Genomic DNA, 17829 nt, shown 5'->3' on the forward strand with positions numbered 1-17829 from the left:
AGGGAAGATCGCGCCCGACGTGACACGGCCCACGATAAGCCCGCGGGCTGGCGGAGGGTGGTCATGGCGCTCATCTGAGGGGGTACGGGGTGGGGACGAACGACGGCCGCGCGCCGGACGGTCCCGGTTGCGTGGCGGACGAGTACCCCGGAGGGTCGAGGGCATGAAGGGCATCAGCTACCGCCGCTACGGCGGACCCGAGGTGTTGGAGTACGGCGAGCTGCGCGACCCGAAGGTGGGTCCCGACCAGGTGCTGGTCGAGGTGCGCGCGGCGGCCGTCAACCCGGTCGACTGGAAGTGCCGCGAGGGCTACCTGGACCCGGTGCTGGACGCCGTCTTCCCGGTGGTCCCCGGCTGGGACGTCAGCGGGGTCGTGGTCCGGCCCGGCCCCTCGGTCACCGAGTTCTCGCCCGGCGACGAGGTCATCGGCTACGTCCGCGAGGACTTCCTCTCCCGGGGCACCTGCGCCGAGTACGTGGCCGCACCCGTGCGCACCCTGGCCCGCAAGCCGCGGTCGCTGTCCTTCGAGGAGGCCGCCGGACTCCCGCTGGCCGGCCTCACCGCCTACCAGGTGCTGGTCAAGGCCCTGGAGGTCAAGCGGGGCGAGACCGTCCTGGTGCACGCGGCGGCCGGCGGCGTCGGCTCGCTCGCCGTCCAGATCGCCGCCCACCTCGGCGCCCGGGTCCTCGGCACGGCGGGCGAGGCCAACCACGACTACGTCCGCTCCCTGGGCGGCGAGCCCGTGGCCTACGGCGAGGGCCTGACGGAACGGGTGCGGGGGCTCGCGCCGGAAGGGGTGGACGCGGTCTTCGACACCGTCGGCGGCGACACGCTGAAGGTCTCGGCCAACCTGCTCGCCCCGGAGGGCCGGCTCGCCTCGATCGCCGACCAGGAGGTGCGGGAGTACGGCGGCCGGTACGTCTTCGTCCGCCCGGACCCCGAGGACCTCGCGTGCCTGTCGGAGTGGGCCGACCAGGGCGTCCTGTCCGTCCACGTCCAGGAGACGTTCCCCCTGGACCGCACGGCGGACGCCCACCGCCTGAACCAGGAGGGCCACACCCGCGGCAAGATCGTGGTCACGGTGGAACGGGAACCGGGGCGGGGCTAGAGCACCAGCACCGCCGCGCACACCGCGAGCGCGACCGCGCACAGGACCGCCGCCGTCGCCTGCCGGGGGGTCAGCGCGGGCGGGCGGGGCGTCGTGGACAGGGCGCGCAGGCGGGAGTGGGCCACCGCGAGGAAGCCCAGCCACAGCGCGCAGCACACCGCGCACGCGAGGACGCCGGCCGCCGACGGCCCGCCGTGCAGCGCGGTCTTCAGGGCCAGCACCGTGGCCACGGCGGACGACAGTGTCGTACGCCGCCAGGCCAGCCGGGTGCGTTCGGGCTGGAGCCCGGGATCCCGGACCACCGCCTCCGGGGCCGCCGTCACCCCTCCCACCCCACCAGCACCACCACGACCATCGCGACCGCCACCGCCGCCACGACCAGGCTCAGCAGCACCGGGAACCGGGAGGCGGGCAGGTCCTCGCCGCGCCGCATCGCCCGCTCGCAGCGCACCCAGTGGTTCACCGCCCGAAGAGAGCACAGCACCCCGGCGGCGAGCAGCGCGAGCGCCAGCCCGGCCCGCCAGGCCCAGCGCAGGTCGGGCAGGAACTGGTCCACCGCGAATCCGCCGCCGATCAGCGCCAGCGCGGTGCGCAGCCAGGCGAGGAAGGTCCGCTCGTTGGCGAGCGAGAACCGGTAGTCGGGCGTGCCGCCTTCCTCCCGCACCCGCTCCGGCGCGAACCACAGCCGGATGTTCCGTACGAATCCGCTCACCAGGCCGACCTTACCGGTCGGTCACCCGGCCGCCCGGAACGCCCGCAGCCGCTCGTACGCCGCCAGTCCGTCCGGCACCCACTCCCAGCTGCCGAGCCGCCGCTCGACCTCCTCCTCGGGCAGGAAGGCGTGCCACTGGACCTCCTCCGCCTGCGGGCGCACGGGCAGGTCGCAGCGCACCTCGTACACCGCCGACCACCAGCTGTTCCCGGCGCCGTCGTCGTAGAGGAACTTGAACAGGTACGCCGGCCGCGGCAGCCCGCCGACGCCCAGCTCCTCCTCGGCCTCGCGCAGCGCCGCCTCGTCGTAGGACTCGCCCGCGCCGACGACTCCGCCGACGAACATGTCGTACAGGGAGGGGAACACCAGCTTGGTCGCCGTGCGCCGGTGCACGAAGAGCCGGCCGGCCGCGTCCCGGGCCTGGACGAACACGCAGCGGTGGCGCAGCCCGCGGGCGTACACCTCGCCGCGCGGACGCCGGTCGACGACCCGGTCGTGCTCGTCGACGATGTCGAGGATCTCATCAGCAGGATTCACACCCGCCATCCAAGCAGGGCTGCCGAGGAAGGGCGGGACGTGTTCGGGCAGGGGGGCGGGTCAGCGCCGTTGGAGGTCGGGGGTCTCCGGTTCCGGCTCGCCCGTGCCGCACGGCATCGCCGGATGCAGGCCGAGCAGCACGATGCCGGCCACCACGGCCGCGAGCCCGGCCGCCTCCCAGGCCAGCGCCCCGGTGTCGGTGCGCAGCCGGTCCCCGAGGAAGCCCACTCCGCACAGGATGCCGGCCAGCGGCTCCGCCGCGGTGAGCGCGGGCAGCGACATGCGCAGCGGGGCCGTCTCGAACGCGCTCTGCACCAGCACCAGCCCGGTGACCCCGCAGGCCACCACGCCGTACGGCTGCCAGCCGGTGAGCAGCCCGGTCAGGCCGCCGTCGGAGAAGCGGGTGCCGCTCACCCGGGTGAGCGCGTCCTGGACGCCGTACAGCAGCCCGGCCGCCAGCGCCAGCAGCACCGGGCCGCCGCTCAGCCGGGAGCGTTTGCCGTACGTCGTCAGGAGCAGGGCCGTACCCACCACCACGCCGATGATCAGCCAGTGCCGCAGCGGATCGGTGACGGCCGTGCCGGAGCGCGGCTCGCCCGCCATGATGAACGCGCTGACCCCGCCCGCGAGCAGCAGCAGACCGGCCCAGCCCTGGCGGCCGAGCGGCTGTCCGCTCTGGTGCCGGGAGAGCGCGAGGGCGAACAGCAGGTTGGTCGCGAGCAGCGGCTCCACCAGCGAGATCTCGCCCTTGCCGAGGGCGACGGCACCCAGCACCATGCCGGCCACCATCAGCGCGAGGCCGCCCAGCCAGCGCGGTATCCGCATCAGGTCGAGCAGCAGCCGGAAGGAGAGGAAGTCGTTGAGCGGCGCCCGCTGCGCCGCGTTCTGCTGGAGTACGAATCCGAAGCCCAGGCAGCAGGCCGCGCTCACGGCGAGAAGCAGAACCAGAACGGACACGCTGTGTACCTCGATCATCCGGCCGGACCACGGGCGGGTAGTGGCCGACTGTAGCGGTAAGGGGACAGCAATGCCCCGGAAGTACCCGGAACCGGGCGGTTGCACGCCATGGTCCGCAACCCGGGCGCGGAGCGCCATGGCGCACGCCACATCCGCGCCACCGATCCCGGGGCGCGCGGCCCGGTACGGCGGGGCGCGAGGGCATGGCATACGCCACAGGGAATTCCCCGCGTTCACACCCGTGACGGGGCCCACCTGCGCGGGAGGGTCCAAGTGGCCCTCCGGTCAGGGAAGTTGAAGGTGTTACCAGCCTCGTTCCGCTTGACGCGACCCTTGGTGGGGGGTTTGCTGTGCGTGATCGGTCGATGGCAGCCCGAGAAACAGGAAGCCCGCGGTGCCCCCTTCCCCGCCTCTGCTCGGCGCACGCCGGGCCGCAACGGTCCCGTCCGGCGACGGTGTCCCCGGCGCCCGCGATGCCTTCGACGCCGCCCTCGACGACGCCGAACTGCGCACCGCCCGCGCGGCCCTCGCCCAGGGCCGCCGGCAGGCCGCCCGCTCCCTGCTGGTGCACACCGGCGACGACTGGGACCGCCGCGGCCACCGCCTCACCGTCCTCGCCCGGGACCCCCGGGCCACCGCCTGGGCGGACGACTGGCTGGCCGCCGAGCCCGGCTGCGCCGACGCCGCCGCCCTGAGGGCCCTGGCCCTGGTCCACCGGGCCGTACGCGGCGAGGAGGACCCCGGCCGGGCCCGCGACTCCTGCGCCACGGCCGCCGCGCTCGCCCCCGCCGACCCCACCCCCTGGTTAGGGCTGCTCCTGCTCGCCCGCGCCGTCGGCCCGGAGAGCGCCCTGCTCGGCGCGTTCGCCGAGCTGCGCCACCGCCACCCCGAGCACCACCACGCCCACCACCTGCTGATCGCCTGCCTCGCCGAACGGCCCGGGTGCGACGCCCGCGCCGAGGCCCACGAGGTGTACGACGCCGCCGAACTGGCCGCCGCCGAGGCCCCCGCCGACTCCCCGCTGGCCGTCCTGCCGGTGATCGCCTACGCCGAGCGGTACCGGGTCCTCGCCGCCACCGGCCTGGCCCCCGCCGACCCGGCCGCCTCCCGGCACTGGTGCGGCCCGAGGGCCCGGAGCGTGCTGTGCGCCTCCTTCGACTGGTGGCTGGAGTGGGAGCACGACGAGCACCCGCGCCGCCTCATCGACCTCAACCACCTGGCCTTCGCCCTGTCCTGCGCCGGCCGCCCGGCCGAGGCGGCGGCCCTGTTCCAGCGCATCGGCGACCACGCCACCCCGGCCCCCTGGTCCTATGCCCACCGGGACCCGCTGACGGCCTTCCGCACCGCCCGCGCCCACGCGCTCGGCCACCGCTGACGAAGCGGAGAGCGCGAGCGCGGACGACGAGGCGGAAAGCGCGAAGGCCGGCCCGCCGGCCGCGGGGAAGCCCCGCGGCCGGCGAGCCGGCACTCCGTGGCGCGCCCGGCCGGCGGGCGCCGTGGCGACCCGGACCGACGCGCTTCTGGACGATCGCGTCCCTAGACGATCAGGGACAGCAGCAGCACCAGACCGCCCGCGACCACCGAGATGATCGTCTCCATCAGCGACCAGGTCTTGACGGTCTGCCCGACCTTCAGCCCGAAGTACTCCTTCACCAGCCAGAAACCGGCGTCGTTGACATGGCTGAAGAAGAGCGAGCCCGCGCCGATGGCGAGGACCAGCAGGGCCGTGTGGGCGGTCGACATGTCGGCCGCGAGCGGTGCCACCAGGCCGGCCGCCGAGACCGTCGCCACCGTCGCCGAGCCGGTCGCCAGCCGGATCGCCACCGCGATCAGCCAGGCCAGCAGCAGTGCCGGGATCGACCAGTCCCGCGAGATGTCCAGGATCATCTGGCCCACGCCGGAGTCGATCAGCGTCTGCTTGAAGCCGCCGCCCGCGCCGACGATCAGCAGGATGCCGGCGATGGGCATCAGGCCCTTCTCCACGGTCTGCTGGAGCCGGTCCCGGGTGAACCCGGCGGGCCGGCCCAGCGTGAAGAAGCCGACGATCACGGCGGCGAGCAGGGCGATCAGCGGGGAGCCGACGACGTCGAAGACGCGCTGGGTGTGGTCCGCGGGGTCGTCGACGACGATGTCCACCAGCGCCTTGGCCAGCATCAGCACCACCGGCAGCAGCATGGTGGCGAGCGTCGGACCGAAGCCCGGACGGCGCTCCACCTGCTCCGAGGCGCGCTGCGGCAGCATCCGGTCGGGGGCGGGCACGTCCACCCAGCGGGCCGCGACCTTGGAGAACAGCGGGCCGGCGATGATCACGGTCGGGACGGCGACCACGATGCCGAGCGCCAGGGTCACGCCCAGGTTGGCCTTCACCGCGTCGATGGCGACCAGCGGACCGGGGTGCGGCGGGATCAGGCCGTGCATCACGGACAGACCGGCCAGCGCCGGGATGCCGATGCGCATCAGGGAGTAGTTGCCGCGCTTGGCGACCATCAGCACCACCGGGATCAGCAGCACGATGCCGACCTCGAAGAACAGCGGCAGGCCGACCACGGAGGCGATCAGCACCATCGCCCACGGCATCGCCCGCCCGCCGGCCCTGGCCAGGATCGTGTCGACGATCTGGTCCGCGCCGCCGGAGTCGGCGAGCAGCTTGCCCAGGATCGCCCCGAGCGCGATCAGGACGCCCACGCCGGCCACCGTGGAGCCGAGCCCGGTGGTGAAGCTGGTGATGGCCTTGTCGAGCGGTGCCCCGGCGACCGCCCCGAGCGCCAGCGACCCGATGGTCAGCGCCAGGAAGGCGTGGAGCTTGAACTTGGTGATGAGCAGGACGATGAGGGCGATGCCCACCAGGACGGCGATGCCCAGCTGGGCGTGTCCGGCGGAGGTGATCGGCGGAGGGGCGTCCGCTGCCAGCATCTCGACGCTGAGTCTGGTCACGGGGGTTTCCTTGCGGTTACAGGGGTTTCTGAGGGTGCTACTTGGAGCTGCCCGCGGGGTCGGGAAGCGTCGCGAGGGCCCGTACGGCGCGCTCGGTGATCTCCTCGGGGCCGCCGGCGACGTCCACGGCGACTCCCGCCTCGTCCGCCTGGAGCGGCTGGAGGGTGGCGAACTGCGAGTCCAGCAGCGCGGTCGGCATGAAGTGGCCCTGGCGCCGGGACATGCGTTCCTCGATCAGCCGCCGGTCGCCCGTCAGGTGCAGGAACACGATCCCGGGCGCCACGGCCCGCAGCCGGTCGCGGTACGACCGCTTCAGCGCGGAGCTGCTGACCACTCCGCCCAGGCCGGCCCTGCCGTGCGCCCAGTGCCCGATGGCGTCCAGCCACGGCCACCGGTCGGCGTCGTCGAGCGGGATCCCGGCCGACATCTTGTCGATGTTGGCCTGCGGGTGGAAGTCGTCGCCCTCGGCGTACGGGACACCCAGCCGCGCGGCGAGCAAGGGACCGATCGTGGTCTTGCCCGTCCCCGCGACGCCCATCACGACGACGACCTGGGGGGTTCGCATCACTGCCTCGCTGTCTTCCTCGACATCCGACGCCACTGCGGCGTCGCCACACTGAAACCCATTAGGTACGACGAATTCAAGAGACTGTGATGTATAAGTCTGACTTTTTATCTCTGTGATCCAAGTCGTACGCTGAGTGCATGAGCACACCGGGCCGGGGGCTGCACGGCCATGTACTGGACACCCTCGGCCCCGCGATCACGTCCGGCGCATACCCGCCGGGCAGCGTGCTGCGGACCGACGAACTGGCCCAGCACTTCGAGGTGTCCCGCTCCGTGATGCGCGAGGCGGTCCGCGTGCTGGAGTCCATGCACCTGGTCGAGTCCCGCCGCCGGGTGGGCGTCACCGTCCGCCCCAAGGCCGAGTGGAACGTCTACGACCCGCAGGTCATCCGCTGGCGCCTGGCCGGCGCCGACCGCCCGCACCAGCTGCGCTCGCTCACCGTGCTGCGCTCCGCCGTCGAACCCGTCGCGGCGGGCCTGGCCGCCCGGCACGCCACGGCCGAGCAGTGTGCCGAACTCACCGAGTGCGCGCTCGGCATGGTCGCCAACTCGCGTGGCCACCGGCTCCAGGAGTACCTGCTGCACGACGTGGCCTTCCACCGGGTCATCCTCAACGCCTCCGGCAACGAGATGTTCGCCCGCCTCGGCGACGTCGTCGCGGAGGTGCTGACCGGCCGCACCCGGCACGAGGTCATGTTCGAGGACCCCGACCCGGCCGCCGTCACCCTGCACGTCCGGCTCGCCGAGGCCGTCCGCGCCCGGGACGCGGCCCGCGCCGAGGACCTCACCCGGGAGATCACCGCGGGCGCCCTCCAGGAGCTGGAGATCCTGGTGCCCTGAACGACGGCCGGGCGCCGTGGGCCCTAGTCCTGCGGGAACTCCCCGTCCACGTACACCCACGCCCCGTCCACCCGCTCGAACCGGCTCCGCTCGCGCAGCGCGCCGCCCCGGTAGGAGGCGCGGAACTCCACCGTGCCCGTGGTGTGGAACGCCGACCCGCCGGCCGTGTCCAGGATCTCCAGCCCCGTCCACCGCATCCGCGGGTCCAGGTCCAGCCGCTCCGGCCGGGTCCGCGGATGCCAGGTGCGCAGCAGATACCCCGCGTCCCCCGTGACGAACGCGCTGTACCGCGAGCGCATCAGCGACTCCGCGGTCGGCGCGGCGGCCCGCCCCGTGTGGAAGCGCCCGCAGCAGGCGTCGTAGGTCGCGGGGAGTCCGCAGGGGCAGGTGCGCGAGGTCATGGCGCCCATTGTGCCCGCCGGCAGCGGAGGCGTCCGGCACGGGCCGGGTGCACAGTGGAAGAGCTGGACCGCACGCCGGCACAGGGAGGAGAGGTCGAGAATGACCGGACCGTTGAGCAGCCGGCCTCCCGCCGTCAAGGAGTGGCGGCTGAACCTGTACCTGTCCGAGCACGATCCGGACACCACGGCCCGGATCGTCCTGGACACCGGGGACAACGTCCTGGAGAGCCACGCCGAGGCCCGCCGCAACCCCTACGACCGGGCGATGCCGGACATCGGCGACGAACTCGCCGCCGGGCGCGCCCTCATCGCCATGGGACGCCTGCTGCTGCGCGCCGCCGACGGCGACATGAGGGCCACCGGAGCGGCCGGCACGGACGGCCCGGCCCCGCTCTGGCTGTCCCGCGAGTGAAGGAGTGCCGCCGTGCGTTTCGCGAACCGTCTGCAAGCCGGACGGCGGCTGGGCGAGCGCCTGGAGTACCTCCGGGGCCAGGACGTGGTGGTGCTCGGACTGCCCCGCGGCGGGGTTCCGGTCGCCGCGGCGGTCGCCGAGGCGCTCGACGCGCCGCTGGACGTCCTCCTGGTGCGCAAACTCGGCGTCCCCTACCAGCCCGAGCTGGGCATGGGCGCGATCGGCGAGGACGGCGTCCGTGTGATCAACCAGGAGGTGCTGCGCGCCACCGGCGTCGGCCCGGACGATCTCGCGGCGGTCGAGGAGCACGAGCGTCGGGTCCTCGCCGAGCGCGGCGCGCGCTACCGCGGCGCGGCACCCCCGGCCTCCGTCGCCGGCCGGACCGCCGTGGTGGTGGACGACGGCGTGGCCACCGGCTCCACCGCCCGGGTCGCCTGCCGCATCGCGCGTGCCCGGGGCGCGGCCCGCATCGTGCTCGCCGTCCCGGTCGCCCCGCGCGACTTCGCCCGCCGCCTCGGCGAGGACGCCGACGACCTGGTGTCCTTGGACACCCCCTGGGACTTCGCCGCCGTGGGCCAGTTCTACGCCGACTTCACCCAGATCCGGGACGAGGAGGTCACCGCCTGTCTGCGGCGGGCCACCGAACGCCACCGGCACACCGCCGGCGCCGCGTCCGGCGCCCGGGAGGTCACGGTGACCGCCGGCGGCGTCCGGCTCGGCGGCCGGCTCACCGTGCCCGACGGCGCCACCGGCGTCGTGGTCTTCGCCCACGGCAGCGGCAGCAGCCGGCACAGCCCGCGCAACCGGTTCGTCGCCGAAGGACTGCACCGCGCCGGGCTCGGCACACTGCTGTTCGACCTGCTCACCGACGCGGAGGAGGCCGACCGCGGCAACGTCTTCGACATCGGACTGCTGGCCGGCCGGCTGCTGGACGCCACCGCCTGGCTGCGCGAGGAACCCGACGTCGAAGGGCTCGCCCTCGGCTACTTCGGCGCCAGCACCGGTGCCGCGGCCGCCCTGTGGGCCGCCGCCGACCCCGCCGCGCGACCCGCCGCCGTCGTCTCCCGCGGCGGCCGGCCCGACCTCGCCGGCGCCCGGCTGCCCGACGTGACGGCACCCACCCTGCTCATCGTCGGCGGCGCCGACCCGGTGGTCCTCGACCTCAACCGCGACGCGCAGGCCCGGCTGCGCTGCGAGAACCGGCTCGCGGTCGTCCCGCGCGCCACCCACCTCTTCGAGGAGCCCGGCACCCTGGAGCGGGTCACCGAACTGGCGTGCGCCTGGTTCACCGACCACATGGCACCCGCGCACGTATAGGCCGCCGCCGTGCCCGAGGCGCCCGTCACCCTGTTCCTCGCCGGGGACGTCATGCTCGCCCGGGGCATCGACCAGATCCTCCCGCACCCCGGCGACCCGGCGCTGCGGGAGACCTGCGTCCACGACGCCCGGGACTACGTCGCCCTGGCCGAGGCCGTGAACGGCCCGGTGCCCCGGCCCGTGGACCCCGCCTGGCCCTGGGGCGCGGCCCTGCCCGTCCTGGAGCGGGCCGCGCCGGACGCCCGGGTGGTCAACCTGGAGACCGCCGTCACCGCCGACGGCGACTTCGCGCCCGGCAAGGGCATCCACTACCGGATGCACCCGGCCAACCTGCCCTGCCTCACCGCCGCCCGCCCCGACGTCTGCGTCCTCGCCAACAACCACGTCCTCGACTTCGGTCCCGCCGGCCTCGCCGAGACCCTTCGCCGGCTGGCCGCGGCCGGGCTGCGCACCGCCGGGGCCGGCCCGGACGCGCGTGCCGCCTGGCGCCCGGCGGCCGTCCCGCTGCGCACCGGCGGACGCGTCCTGGTCCTCGCCTTCGGCATGCCCTCCAGCGGCATCCCGCACGGCTGGGCCGCCACCGCCGAACGCCCCGGCGTGGCCCTCGTCACCGGTCCGACCACGGCCGCCGCCGCGGACGTCGCCGACCGCCTGCGGCAGGCCCGGCGGCCCGGCGACATCGTCGTCGCCTCCGTCCACTGGGGCCCCAACCACGGCTACGCCGTCACCCGCGACGAGGCCCGCTTCGCCCACGCGCTCGTCGACGCGGGCGCCGACATCGTCCACGGCCACTCCTCGCACCACCCGCGCCCGCCGGAGGTCTACCGCGGCCGGCTCGTCCTGTACGGCTGCGGCGACCTCGTCAACGACTACGAGGGCATCGACGGCCACGAGAGCTACCGCGACGACCTCAGGCTGCTGTACCTGGTCCGCGTCGAGCCCGGCACCGGCCGGCTGACCGGACTGCGGATGGTCCCGCTGCGGCCCCGCCGGATGCGCCTGGAACCCGCCGCGCCCGAGGACACCGCCTGGCTGCGCGCCACCCTGGACACCCACGCCCGCCGGCACGCCACCCGCGTCGACGCCGCGCCCGACGGCACACTCACGGCACGGCCCCTGTCCTGAGACGGCCGGCCTTCCGCAGGACGCCTCGCAGCCGGGCCGGCGGCCAGGCGCCGATCACCTCGTCCACCGGCGCACTCCCGCGGCAACGCCCCGGCCTCGCCGTCGCCCCGGGCCACGCCTCCAGCCCGGAAACCGCCCCGGAGCACGCGAAAGGCCCCTGCGGAGCAGGGGCCTTGCTGGTGTCCGAGGGGGGACTTGAACTCTCCTCTCGGGCACCAGCCCATAACTACTCTGACCTGGGGAAACGCCCGTCGATCGGCTTCATTTCGGCGGGCGCTTCTCCTCTTCTTTCCTGCCGTTTCAGGCCCTCTCGGGCGCCTGTTGGTCATGCGTTGGTCACGTGACCAACCCTCGGGCCCTGGCCCTGATCAGGACTTTTCGATGACCTCGAAGATATCGGCGTCCGTCTCCTGCTGCCATGCCGGGAGGTCGGGCCAGTCGGCGACGTACCCCGGCTTGGGGCTCTCGAAGTGCTTGAACATCTGCGCCGTCCAGCACACCGCCACGAACCGGCCCTTCTGCTCACGAGACAGCTTCGCCGTGTGACCGTCACTGATCTCGATGAACCGGCGGACCTGGTCATACACGGCGCCTGCGGCCTCGCGCTCCCACTGGGGCGTGTCCTCCCAGGGAGTGACGTAGCCGGGCTTCGGCTCCCCCGGGAAGTGGCGGTGCACTCCTTCGATCCAGGCTTCCCGGAACACTCGTGCGCCTTCGACCTGCGACATGCCAACCCCTTCTCGTCACGGCGTGCTCAGCGTGGCGATCTCCGCCCCCAGCTCCGCTACCCGGCGGTCCCTGCCTAGGGGGCCGAGCTCATCACACAGGGCTTGGAGTCTACGGGCGACGAACCCGGACGATGATGCTTGGGCCAACCGGATGGCCTCCCGTCCGTACGCGACGACTTGTTCTGGGTCACGCCGCTTAGCCCCGACGGCGGCCAGGTCGGCCAGTACGGCGCCCCTGCGCCGGTACGACTGACCGGAGGCAAGGGCGGTCTGGGCCAGTGCCTGCTTCAAGGCTTCCTCTGCCAGATCGAGGCGGCCAAGCTGTACGTAGCGCGCGCCCCGTTCCTCGGCCAACCGCGTGCCATCGAAGCGCAGCCAGCCCCCGTTGGCGCTGTCCGTGCCCAGTTCCAACACCCGCTCCGCCTCGTCCAGTGCGCGCTCACACGAGGCCAGGTCGCCAATGCCGGCGTACGCCTCGGCCTGGACAGCGGCGACCCAATGACGGGTGGCGAGGCTGCTGTCTCCGCGCTGGGCCAGTCTCTCCGCCGCTTCCAGGATCTGCGCGGCCTGCTCGTATCGGTGCTCGTACACGTCCACGTAGGCGTGCCGCACGAGGGCGCACGCCCACAGGTCGAAGGCTCGGGCGTCCTTACTGACGGACGCCGCCAGGGAGTAGGACGCTGCCGCGTCGGTGTATCGGTTGGCGTCGAAGGCGACTTCCCCCGCGAGCTGGAAGAGGTCGGCTGCCGCGTTCAGGAGAGGGCGGGAGTTGCCTCGGGTGTCCGCCAGGGCTTCGTTCAGTGTCGAGAGCTGGTCGCGGACGATGGGGTAGACGGAGCCCTTGGAGCGGGCTAGCTGGTAGACCTGCCACAGGTGGCTGTTCATCCGCATGAAGTCGGCAGGTGCGCCCCTGCGTACTCCGTCGGTGAGGGCTTCCGCCTCATCCAAGGGCAGCGTGGTCAAGGCTCCGCTGACGGTGAGTATGCGGAGGAATTCGCGGCGAATCATTTCGTCAGGGTCTCCCGCGCCAGGATGGTCATCGGACTGCTGCCCTGGAATTCCCTGGCTGACTCCTCGTGACTGCGCCAGGAGGGCGTCAAGCTCGGTGAGGCTGACTTCGAGGGCATCGGCCAAGCTCGGTCGCTGGGGCGGCTGAGGGGTGCTTCTGCCGCTCTCCCAACGCCCGATGGTCGTGCGGTCCACTCCGAGTAACTCGGCCAGTTGCTCCTGACTGTAGCCCAGAGCTTTACGCCGTTCGGCCATGCTCATGGCTGCCCCTCTCCGTGACCCGCGCCGCCCTGCCCCGTGCACGGAAGTGCATCAAGACTGCCCCATTGATGCCGTGGGATGAACGGCCCTCCGGCGCTTTTCTTGGAGTTGTTGCCGAACGGCAGTCGCCCCTGGCTGACCGCTCGGCGCCGGACCAGGAAGCGACCGACTGACGAGCGCGGATCACCTAGTGATCCGCCCCAAGCCCACCCGGAACGGAGACACAGGTGACCAACGTCGACACCGCGACGATCACGGTCGAACTGCCCGACGCGTTCGACCCGCGCTGGAACCGCCTGCCCGGCATCACCGTGGACGGCAAGAAGATCACCCTCGACCCGGCCGAGTACTTCTTCCGGTTCGAGGCCAACACCTGGCTGGTCATCGACTGGCAGACCGTGACGGACGGCCTGCTGAACGCGGACGAGACCGAGACCGCCACCGTCGAACAGATGGCGCTGGAGTTCGTGAAGGCCCACGGCCGCTCGACCAGCGACGCGGGCGAGGTCCTGGCCATCGCCTACCAGGTGTACTCGTACCTGTTCCGAGACGAGCACCTCGCCACGCTCGGCCTGCCGGACGTCACGGCCGAGCACCTGAAGATGCTCCGCGAGGCGGCCACGTTCATGGCCCTGAACAAGGTCGAGCTCGACGGCCACATCTCCAACGTGGGCCCGTGCTGGTTCTTCCCCTCCGCGACCGGCGTGGTCTTCGACCTCTCCGACGAGGGCGGCCAGATGCTGGACGAGGTCTACCACGGCGGGTGGTTCAACGAGCACCGCCGCATCGAGGGCATCAAGGCCCACGCCGCGCTCGGCGGGCGACTGGTTCACGGCTGCCAGTCCAAGCCCGACCAGACCGGCGGCGTCGTCGCCCCCTACGGCGCGTCGATGGCCACGTTCGGCAAGGAGCTCGCCGAGATGAAGGCCGAGTGGATCGAGCAGGTCAACTCCTACCGGGTGACCGCCGCCTGATCCCACCGTTGATCCACGGCCCGGGGCGGCAAGCGCGCTGTCGCCCCGGGCCTGGCCCCCGACCCACCCCTGAACGAACGGAACCGCCCCCGTGGACAGCAAGCTCACCGCCGCCATCCTCGCCGACATCTGCGCCCGCACCGGCCAGCCGATCCCCGCCCGCGAGGAGATGCGGGTGTGGGACATGTCGGGTGTCGAGCGCTTGCGCTTCCCCCCGCACATGCGCACCGCGATCTACAAGTACGCCGTCGAACCGTTCGCCAACGAGGACGAGATCCTTCGGGCCGCCCGCCTGTCCGGCATCCCCGTGCCGGAGGTCATCGGCTCCATCGTCCGAGACGGAACCCTCGGCATGGTCATCGAGGACCTGGGCGAAGAGGTCCGCGAGGCACAGGACACGGATGGCATCGTGGCCGCTGCCGCCCTGCACCAAGCGCCCGCCGCCCCGTCGCTCCGGGAGATGGACGAGGACGCGCTTGCCGCCCTGCCCGAGCTGGCGCTCGGTCATCTGCGCCGCCTGCGTGATGCCGGCCGCTGGAACGAGGACACCGCCGAGCTGTCGTTTGCGCTTGGCTCCCTCGCAGCGTCGGCGGAGAAGCGGGCAACTGGTGCTGAGCTGGCCCCGTACGGCTGGGTGCACTCGGAGTTCCACCCGACCAGCCTCCACATCGGCGAGGACGGCTGGCGCTTGCTCGACTTCGCCCGCGCGTTCACCGGTCCCGGCCTGCTCGACCTCGCGTCCTGGCACGGCACCACTGGTGACCCGGACCCAGCGAGGCTGCGCGCCTTCATCGAGGCGTACGTGAACGCTGGCGGTGACAAGGACGCGCTTGCCGAGCGCGGCGGCTTGCCTGCGGAACGGTGGGCGCTGGGCTGGCATCGGGTGTGGGCGAGTGAGTGGTTCATGGAGCAGTCGCTTCGCTGGATCAACAACCCCGAGGATGACCCGCTCTACATCAAGGTCGTCCGTAAGCACCTCCTCGCGGCCGTCAGGCTGCTGGAGGCGTGACGTGGATGCCTGGGATGCCCACGCTGCCCAACGCTTGGCAGAGGGCCCGCTACGCCCCCTCGAAGCGCCCGCTCGGATGGAGTGGACACAGCGCCCCGGCATCGGTCCTAGCGCCGAGATCCTCGGCGACGAACTGGCAGGGCGACGGGTCATGGAATTGGGCTGCGGACCCGGCCACAACGCCGCCCACCTGACCAGCCTCGGCGCGAAGGTCACTGGAGTGGACCGCTCGGAGGGGCAGATCCAACGAGCGCTCGCCCACTACGGACACCACGGAACCGAGTTCGTTCACTCCCGAGCGCTGGGCTACCTCACCCGCGAGAACGGGCGCCTGGACGCCATCGTCTCGGTCTTCGGAGCGATCGGCCTGGACGAACCGTCGAAGCTGCTCAGCGCCTGCTCCCGCCGCCTCGGGCGCAAGGGCGTGCTCGCCTTCTCGGTACCGCACCCGCAGCGAACCGGCACCATCCCCGTCAGCCCTCGCACGCGTGACCGGATGACTCTGCCGGACGGCACCGCCACCACGGTGGACCGATGGGACATCGACCCGGCCGCGTGGGTGCGGGCACTCAACCGCGCCGGACTGCTGATCACCGGCGTGCAAAACCTGTTCGCCCCGGCTGATGCCCGCTGGCCGACCACCTTGCTCATCACCGCACGGAAGCCCTGACACCCGACCGAACCCGGGAGGCACCGATGCACCAAGCCCCGTTCCTGCTGTTGGACATAGACGGCGTCTTCATCCCGTTCCCCGGACCGGACGGCGCCACCCCGGCTACTCACCCCCGCCACACGGTGAGCACTGACGACGTGGCCAAGCCCTTCGATGTCTGGCTCAACCCGGACCACGGCAAGCTCATCATCGACGCCATCGGCACCGGACTGGTCCGCCCCGTGTGGTGCACGAGCTGGCGACGCGACGCCCGCCGCATCATCTCCCCGCTCATGGGGTTGCCCGACTTCGATCACATCGAGCTGCCCAACCTGCCCATCAAGACCAGCCACCCCGACGGCTACCTGTGGAAGCGCAACCACGTCGCGGACTGGCTGGCCACCGCTCCGGCCGTGTGGATCGACGACGACTTCACCCGCCTCGATCACCAGTGGGCGGCCGACCGTACCGCGTTCGGAAACCCGACGCTGTTGATCGAGCCCGACCCGCACGAGGGCATCCAGCCCGAGCACATCGCGGCTGCGCTGGAGTGGGCCGCCGACCACGTGACCATGAAGGAGGCGGCTTGATGTCGGCTCGACATGCGGCCCCACCGGACCGTGACCGACTCGGCACGGTGCTCACCGCGAGTTGGGCCGTGCTCCACCTGCTCGGATTCGCCACGCTCGGCCTGCTATTCCATGAGCGTCCGGCTGTCGCCGACCATCGGGCGACTCCTGCCGATTCCGTCCCGGACTCGGAGCCTGCGCCCGCCTGACCTGCTGTGCGCCCCTGTGCTTGCCTCTCTCGGTCCTCGCGTGGGCTGGGCGGCCGGGGGCCGTCCGAGCCTCTCAGGTAGGTGCACAGGCCCGTGCATGACAGCGGCCCCCAACTGTTGCTGGGGGCCTGTCTGTGTCCGTGTGCGCCTGTCTCAGGCGCTCTCACCGATGTGCCGGTACAAGGTGGCCCGAGAGATCCCCAGCGCCTTGGCGATGGCGGTGACGCTCTCTCCCTTGGCGTGCCGGGCACGGGCCACGGCTAGCTTGTCGTCGTCCACGACGGAGGGGCGTCCACCGTGGTTGCCCTTGCGGGCCGCAGTGTCCAGCCCCTCCAACGTCTTCTCCCGGATGCCTTCCCGCTCTACCTCTGCGGCCACGGCCAGGACGGCGAACACGATCGCGCCTGCCCCGTTCGGGTCGTACACACCCTGCAAGGGGCCGGAGAGGAGTTCCAGTTGGATGCCGTCCGCTTGCAAGGTGGACGACAAGGTCATGAGCTCTGCCGCGTTGCGGGCAAGGCGCTTCATCTCGACCACGGTCAGGATGACGGGCTGGTTGGGTGCGGCTGTCCTGATCTCCCGAGCGAGGGTGAGTGCCTTGTCCAGTTCCGGCCGTTCCTTCACGCGGGTACTGATCTTCTCGGAGAAGACGCGGTGACAGTCGGCACGGGCCAACAGGTCCAACTGGCTGTCTAGTTCCTGCCCGACCGTGGAGCAACGGGCGTAGCCGATTCGTATTGCTGCGCCCGGTATCGCCTCGGGTGCCTGCACCACAGGGGCGCCTTGCGTCCATGCCTTGCCGGGGTTGCGGTCGGCCGGAGTCTTCACGGCGAGTTCCGCCTTCAAAGACGGCACGAGGGCGAAGCGGCCCGTGTGGTAGCTCGCTGCCACCTTGCCCGCACTCGTACGGCAGGGGCTACCGGCAGGGGCTTCGCACTTCGGGCAGGGGTGACGCTCGACCTGATCGGCCGGGGTGTTCGTGATCATGACCAGACAGTCTCATAAACGCGTCTCGAAAGCCAGTCGCGAGACGAATCTTTTGAGACGGGTTTCGAGACGCTGGAGTGAGGGCGAAACGGACACACCCCGGAGTCCGGCGGATCGTCTCACTATCGAAGGTTATTGAGACACCCTGTCGTGATCACTCTCCGCGTTGCCCGTGGTCCTGGTGCTCATGCTCGCGACCCCGGACAGTGGGGCGCTGCCGCGCCCCGGCTCGCGCTTGCTCTCTGCCCTGACTGCCTGCCCTGTCGTGAGGCTGTGCGCCTGCCTGAGCGCCCGCCGCTTCGCTCTCGTCACCTCGGGAGTCGTGCGGCCTGTCGGCCGCTCACAGAAGCGCACGGCCGTTCGCCTGCCATACGGCACGGGCAAGCCTGCCAACGACGGAGGGAAGGGCAGGGCTCACACCTGCCAGGGCGACGGCGAGACGGAACAGCCGAGACGTACGAGGCGACGGCGAAGGGGGTGGGGTATGACCCCTAGAGCGGAAAGTCGAGGACCGCCATGTCT

At 72.1% G+C, this 17829-nt stretch carries 20 protein-coding genes; 10 read left to right on the top strand and 10 right to left on the bottom strand.

Annotation, left to right across the window (positions count from 1 at the left end; genetic code table 11):
• Positions 1–163: 163 nt before the first annotated feature.
• A complete protein-coding gene (locus tag SCK26_RS29490) occupies positions 164–1108 on the top strand; it encodes an NADP-dependent oxidoreductase (protein WP_318204377.1) in 945 nt (314 codons plus the stop codon).
• Here the strand turns inward: SCK26_RS29490 and SCK26_RS29495 are convergent.
• The 4 genes from SCK26_RS29495 to SCK26_RS29510 are packed head-to-tail and all read right to left on the bottom strand — an operon-like array spanning position 1105 to position 3314.
• Positions 1105–1431: a DUF202 domain-containing protein gene (locus SCK26_RS29495; RefSeq protein ID WP_318204378.1), complete on the bottom strand. Its 327-nt coding sequence runs from the start codon at positions 1429–1431 to the stop codon at positions 1105–1107. The two genes, SCK26_RS29490 and SCK26_RS29495, sit on opposite strands and share 4 nt — an antisense overlap.
• The gene (locus SCK26_RS29500) at positions 1428–1820 is read right to left on the bottom strand and encodes a YidH family protein (RefSeq protein WP_318204379.1); all 393 of its coding nucleotides are present in this window, start codon (positions 1818–1820) and stop codon (positions 1428–1430) included. Before SCK26_RS29500 ends, SCK26_RS29495 begins: the two co-directional genes overlap by 4 nt.
• Before the next feature lie 21 nt (positions 1821–1841).
• The gene (locus tag SCK26_RS29505; RefSeq protein ID WP_318204380.1) at positions 1842–2357 is read right to left on the bottom strand and encodes an NUDIX domain-containing protein; all 516 of its coding nucleotides are present in this window, start codon (positions 2355–2357) and stop codon (positions 1842–1844) included.
• A gap of 60 nt (positions 2358–2417) precedes the next feature.
• Entirely contained in the window at positions 2418–3314 is an 897-nt protein-coding gene (locus SCK26_RS29510) for a DMT family transporter (protein WP_318204381.1), read from the bottom strand.
• A gap of 394 nt (positions 3315–3708) precedes the next feature.
• On the opposite strand from SCK26_RS29510, the gene SCK26_RS29515 reads away from it, so the two are divergent.
• Entirely contained in the window at positions 3709–4689 is a 981-nt protein-coding gene (locus SCK26_RS29515; RefSeq protein ID WP_318204382.1) for a hypothetical protein, read from the top strand.
• 161 nt (positions 4690–4850) lie between these two features.
• On the opposite strand, the gene SCK26_RS29520 is transcribed toward SCK26_RS29515, so the two are convergent.
• Both SCK26_RS29520 and SCK26_RS29525 read right to left on the bottom strand, forming a co-directional pair.
• A complete protein-coding gene (locus SCK26_RS29520) occupies positions 4851–6248 on the bottom strand; it encodes a gluconate:H+ symporter (protein WP_318204383.1) in 1398 nt (465 codons plus the stop codon).
• 37 nt (positions 6249–6285) lie between these two features.
• Positions 6286–6813 (bottom strand): gluconokinase, encoded by a 528-nt coding sequence (locus SCK26_RS29525; RefSeq protein WP_318204384.1) that lies wholly within the window; start codon positions 6811–6813, stop codon positions 6286–6288.
• A 140-nt stretch (positions 6814–6953) separates the two neighbouring features.
• On the opposite strand from SCK26_RS29525, the gene SCK26_RS29530 reads away from it, so the two are divergent.
• Positions 6954–7655 carry a FadR/GntR family transcriptional regulator gene (locus tag SCK26_RS29530; RefSeq protein ID WP_318204385.1) on the top strand — a complete coding sequence of 234 codons (702 nt, stop codon included), beginning with the start codon at positions 6954–6956 and terminating at the stop codon, positions 7653–7655.
• Positions 7656–7678: 23 nt separating this feature from the next.
• On the opposite strand, the gene SCK26_RS29535 is transcribed toward SCK26_RS29530, so the two are convergent.
• Positions 7679–8056 (bottom strand): YchJ family protein, encoded by a 378-nt coding sequence (locus SCK26_RS29535; protein ID WP_318204386.1) that lies wholly within the window; start codon positions 8054–8056, stop codon positions 7679–7681.
• A 100-nt stretch (positions 8057–8156) separates the two neighbouring features.
• On the opposite strand from SCK26_RS29535, the gene SCK26_RS29540 reads away from it, so the two are divergent.
• The 3 genes from SCK26_RS29540 to SCK26_RS29550 are packed head-to-tail and all read left to right on the top strand — an operon-like array spanning position 8157 to position 10910.
• Entirely contained in the window at positions 8157–8468 is a 312-nt protein-coding gene (locus SCK26_RS29540) for a dsRBD fold-containing protein (protein ID WP_318204387.1), read from the top strand.
• Between the two features lie 12 nt (positions 8469–8480).
• A complete protein-coding gene (locus SCK26_RS29545; RefSeq protein WP_318204388.1) occupies positions 8481–9785 on the top strand; it encodes a phosphoribosyltransferase family protein in 1305 nt (434 codons plus the stop codon).
• A 51-nt stretch (positions 9786–9836) separates the two neighbouring features.
• Entirely contained in the window at positions 9837–10910 is a 1074-nt protein-coding gene (locus tag SCK26_RS29550) for a CapA family protein (protein ID WP_412080869.1), read from the top strand.
• Positions 10911–11278: 368 nt separating this feature from the next.
• On the opposite strand, the gene SCK26_RS29555 is transcribed toward SCK26_RS29550, so the two are convergent.
• Positions 11279–11638, bottom strand: coding sequence for a hypothetical protein (locus tag SCK26_RS29555; RefSeq protein ID WP_318204390.1), 360 nt, complete (start codon positions 11636–11638; stop codon positions 11279–11281).
• Between the two features lie 15 nt (positions 11639–11653).
• Positions 11654–12907: a helix-turn-helix transcriptional regulator gene (locus SCK26_RS29560; protein ID WP_318204391.1), complete on the bottom strand. Its 1254-nt coding sequence runs from the start codon at positions 12905–12907 to the stop codon at positions 11654–11656.
• A 227-nt stretch (positions 12908–13134) separates the two neighbouring features.
• Between SCK26_RS29560 and SCK26_RS29565 the strand changes: the two genes are divergently transcribed.
• The 4 genes from SCK26_RS29565 (at position 13135) to SCK26_RS29580 (ending at position 16132) form a co-directional block, all read left to right on the top strand.
• Complete coding sequence (locus tag SCK26_RS29565; protein WP_318204392.1) at positions 13135–13881, top strand: hypothetical protein; 747 nt, start codon at positions 13135–13137, stop codon at positions 13879–13881.
• Positions 13882–13972: 91 nt separating this feature from the next.
• Positions 13973–14890: an aminoglycoside phosphotransferase family protein gene (locus SCK26_RS29570; RefSeq protein ID WP_412080791.1), complete on the top strand. Its 918-nt coding sequence runs from the start codon at positions 13973–13975 to the stop codon at positions 14888–14890.
• Between the two features lie 76 nt (positions 14891–14966).
• Positions 14967–15560 (top strand): class I SAM-dependent methyltransferase, encoded by a 594-nt coding sequence (locus SCK26_RS29575; protein WP_318204393.1) that lies wholly within the window; start codon positions 14967–14969, stop codon positions 15558–15560.
• Positions 15561–15586: 26 nt separating this feature from the next.
• The gene (locus SCK26_RS29580) at positions 15587–16132 is read left to right on the top strand and encodes an HAD domain-containing protein (protein WP_318204394.1); all 546 of its coding nucleotides are present in this window, start codon (positions 15587–15589) and stop codon (positions 16130–16132) included.
• 341 nt (positions 16133–16473) lie between these two features.
• Here the strand turns inward: SCK26_RS29580 and SCK26_RS29585 are convergent, their stop codons facing one another.
• Positions 16474–17307 carry a recombinase family protein gene (locus tag SCK26_RS29585; protein ID WP_318204395.1) on the bottom strand — a complete coding sequence of 278 codons (834 nt, stop codon included), beginning with the start codon at positions 17305–17307 and terminating at the stop codon, positions 16474–16476.
• Positions 17308–17829 lie beyond the last annotated feature (522 nt).

It is taken from the genome of Streptomyces sp. SCL15-4, from assembly GCF_033366695.1.
Lineage (GTDB): Bacteria > Actinomycetota > Actinomycetes > Streptomycetales > Streptomycetaceae > Streptomyces.

Bases quoted from the DNA above. Each gene is read 5' to 3' on its own strand.
- SCK26_RS29555 (WP_318204390.1), bottom strand. From the start codon at position 11,638: ATGTCGCAGGTCGAAGGCGCACGAGTGTTCCGGGAAGCCTGGATCGAA.
- SCK26_RS29535 (WP_318204386.1), bottom strand. From the start codon at position 8,056: ATGACCTCGCGCACCTGCCCCTGCGGACTCCCCGCGACCTACGACGCC.
- SCK26_RS29530 (WP_318204385.1), top strand. From the start codon at position 6,954: ATGAGCACACCGGGCCGGGGGCTGCACGGCCATGTACTGGACACCCTC.
- SCK26_RS29580 (WP_318204394.1), top strand. From the start codon at position 15,587: ATGCACCAAGCCCCGTTCCTGCTGTTGGACATAGACGGCGTCTTCATC.
- SCK26_RS29540 (WP_318204387.1), top strand. From the start codon at position 8,157: ATGACCGGACCGTTGAGCAGCCGGCCTCCCGCCGTCAAGGAGTGGCGG.
- SCK26_RS29585 (WP_318204395.1), bottom strand. From the start codon at position 17,307: ATGATCACGAACACCCCGGCCGATCAGGTCGAGCGTCACCCCTGCCCG.
- SCK26_RS29575 (WP_318204393.1), top strand. From the start codon at position 14,967: ATGGAGTGGACACAGCGCCCCGGCATCGGTCCTAGCGCCGAGATCCTC.
- SCK26_RS29560 (WP_318204391.1), bottom strand. From the start codon at position 12,907: ATGAGCATGGCCGAACGGCGTAAAGCTCTGGGCTACAGTCAGGAGCAA.
- SCK26_RS29550 (WP_412080869.1), top strand. From the start codon at position 9,837: ATGCTCGCCCGGGGCATCGACCAGATCCTCCCGCACCCCGGCGACCCG.
- SCK26_RS29525 (WP_318204384.1), bottom strand. From the start codon at position 6,813: ATGCGAACCCCCCAGGTCGTCGTCGTGATGGGCGTCGCGGGGACGGGC.
- SCK26_RS29490 (WP_318204377.1), top strand. From the start codon at position 164: ATGAAGGGCATCAGCTACCGCCGCTACGGCGGACCCGAGGTGTTGGAG.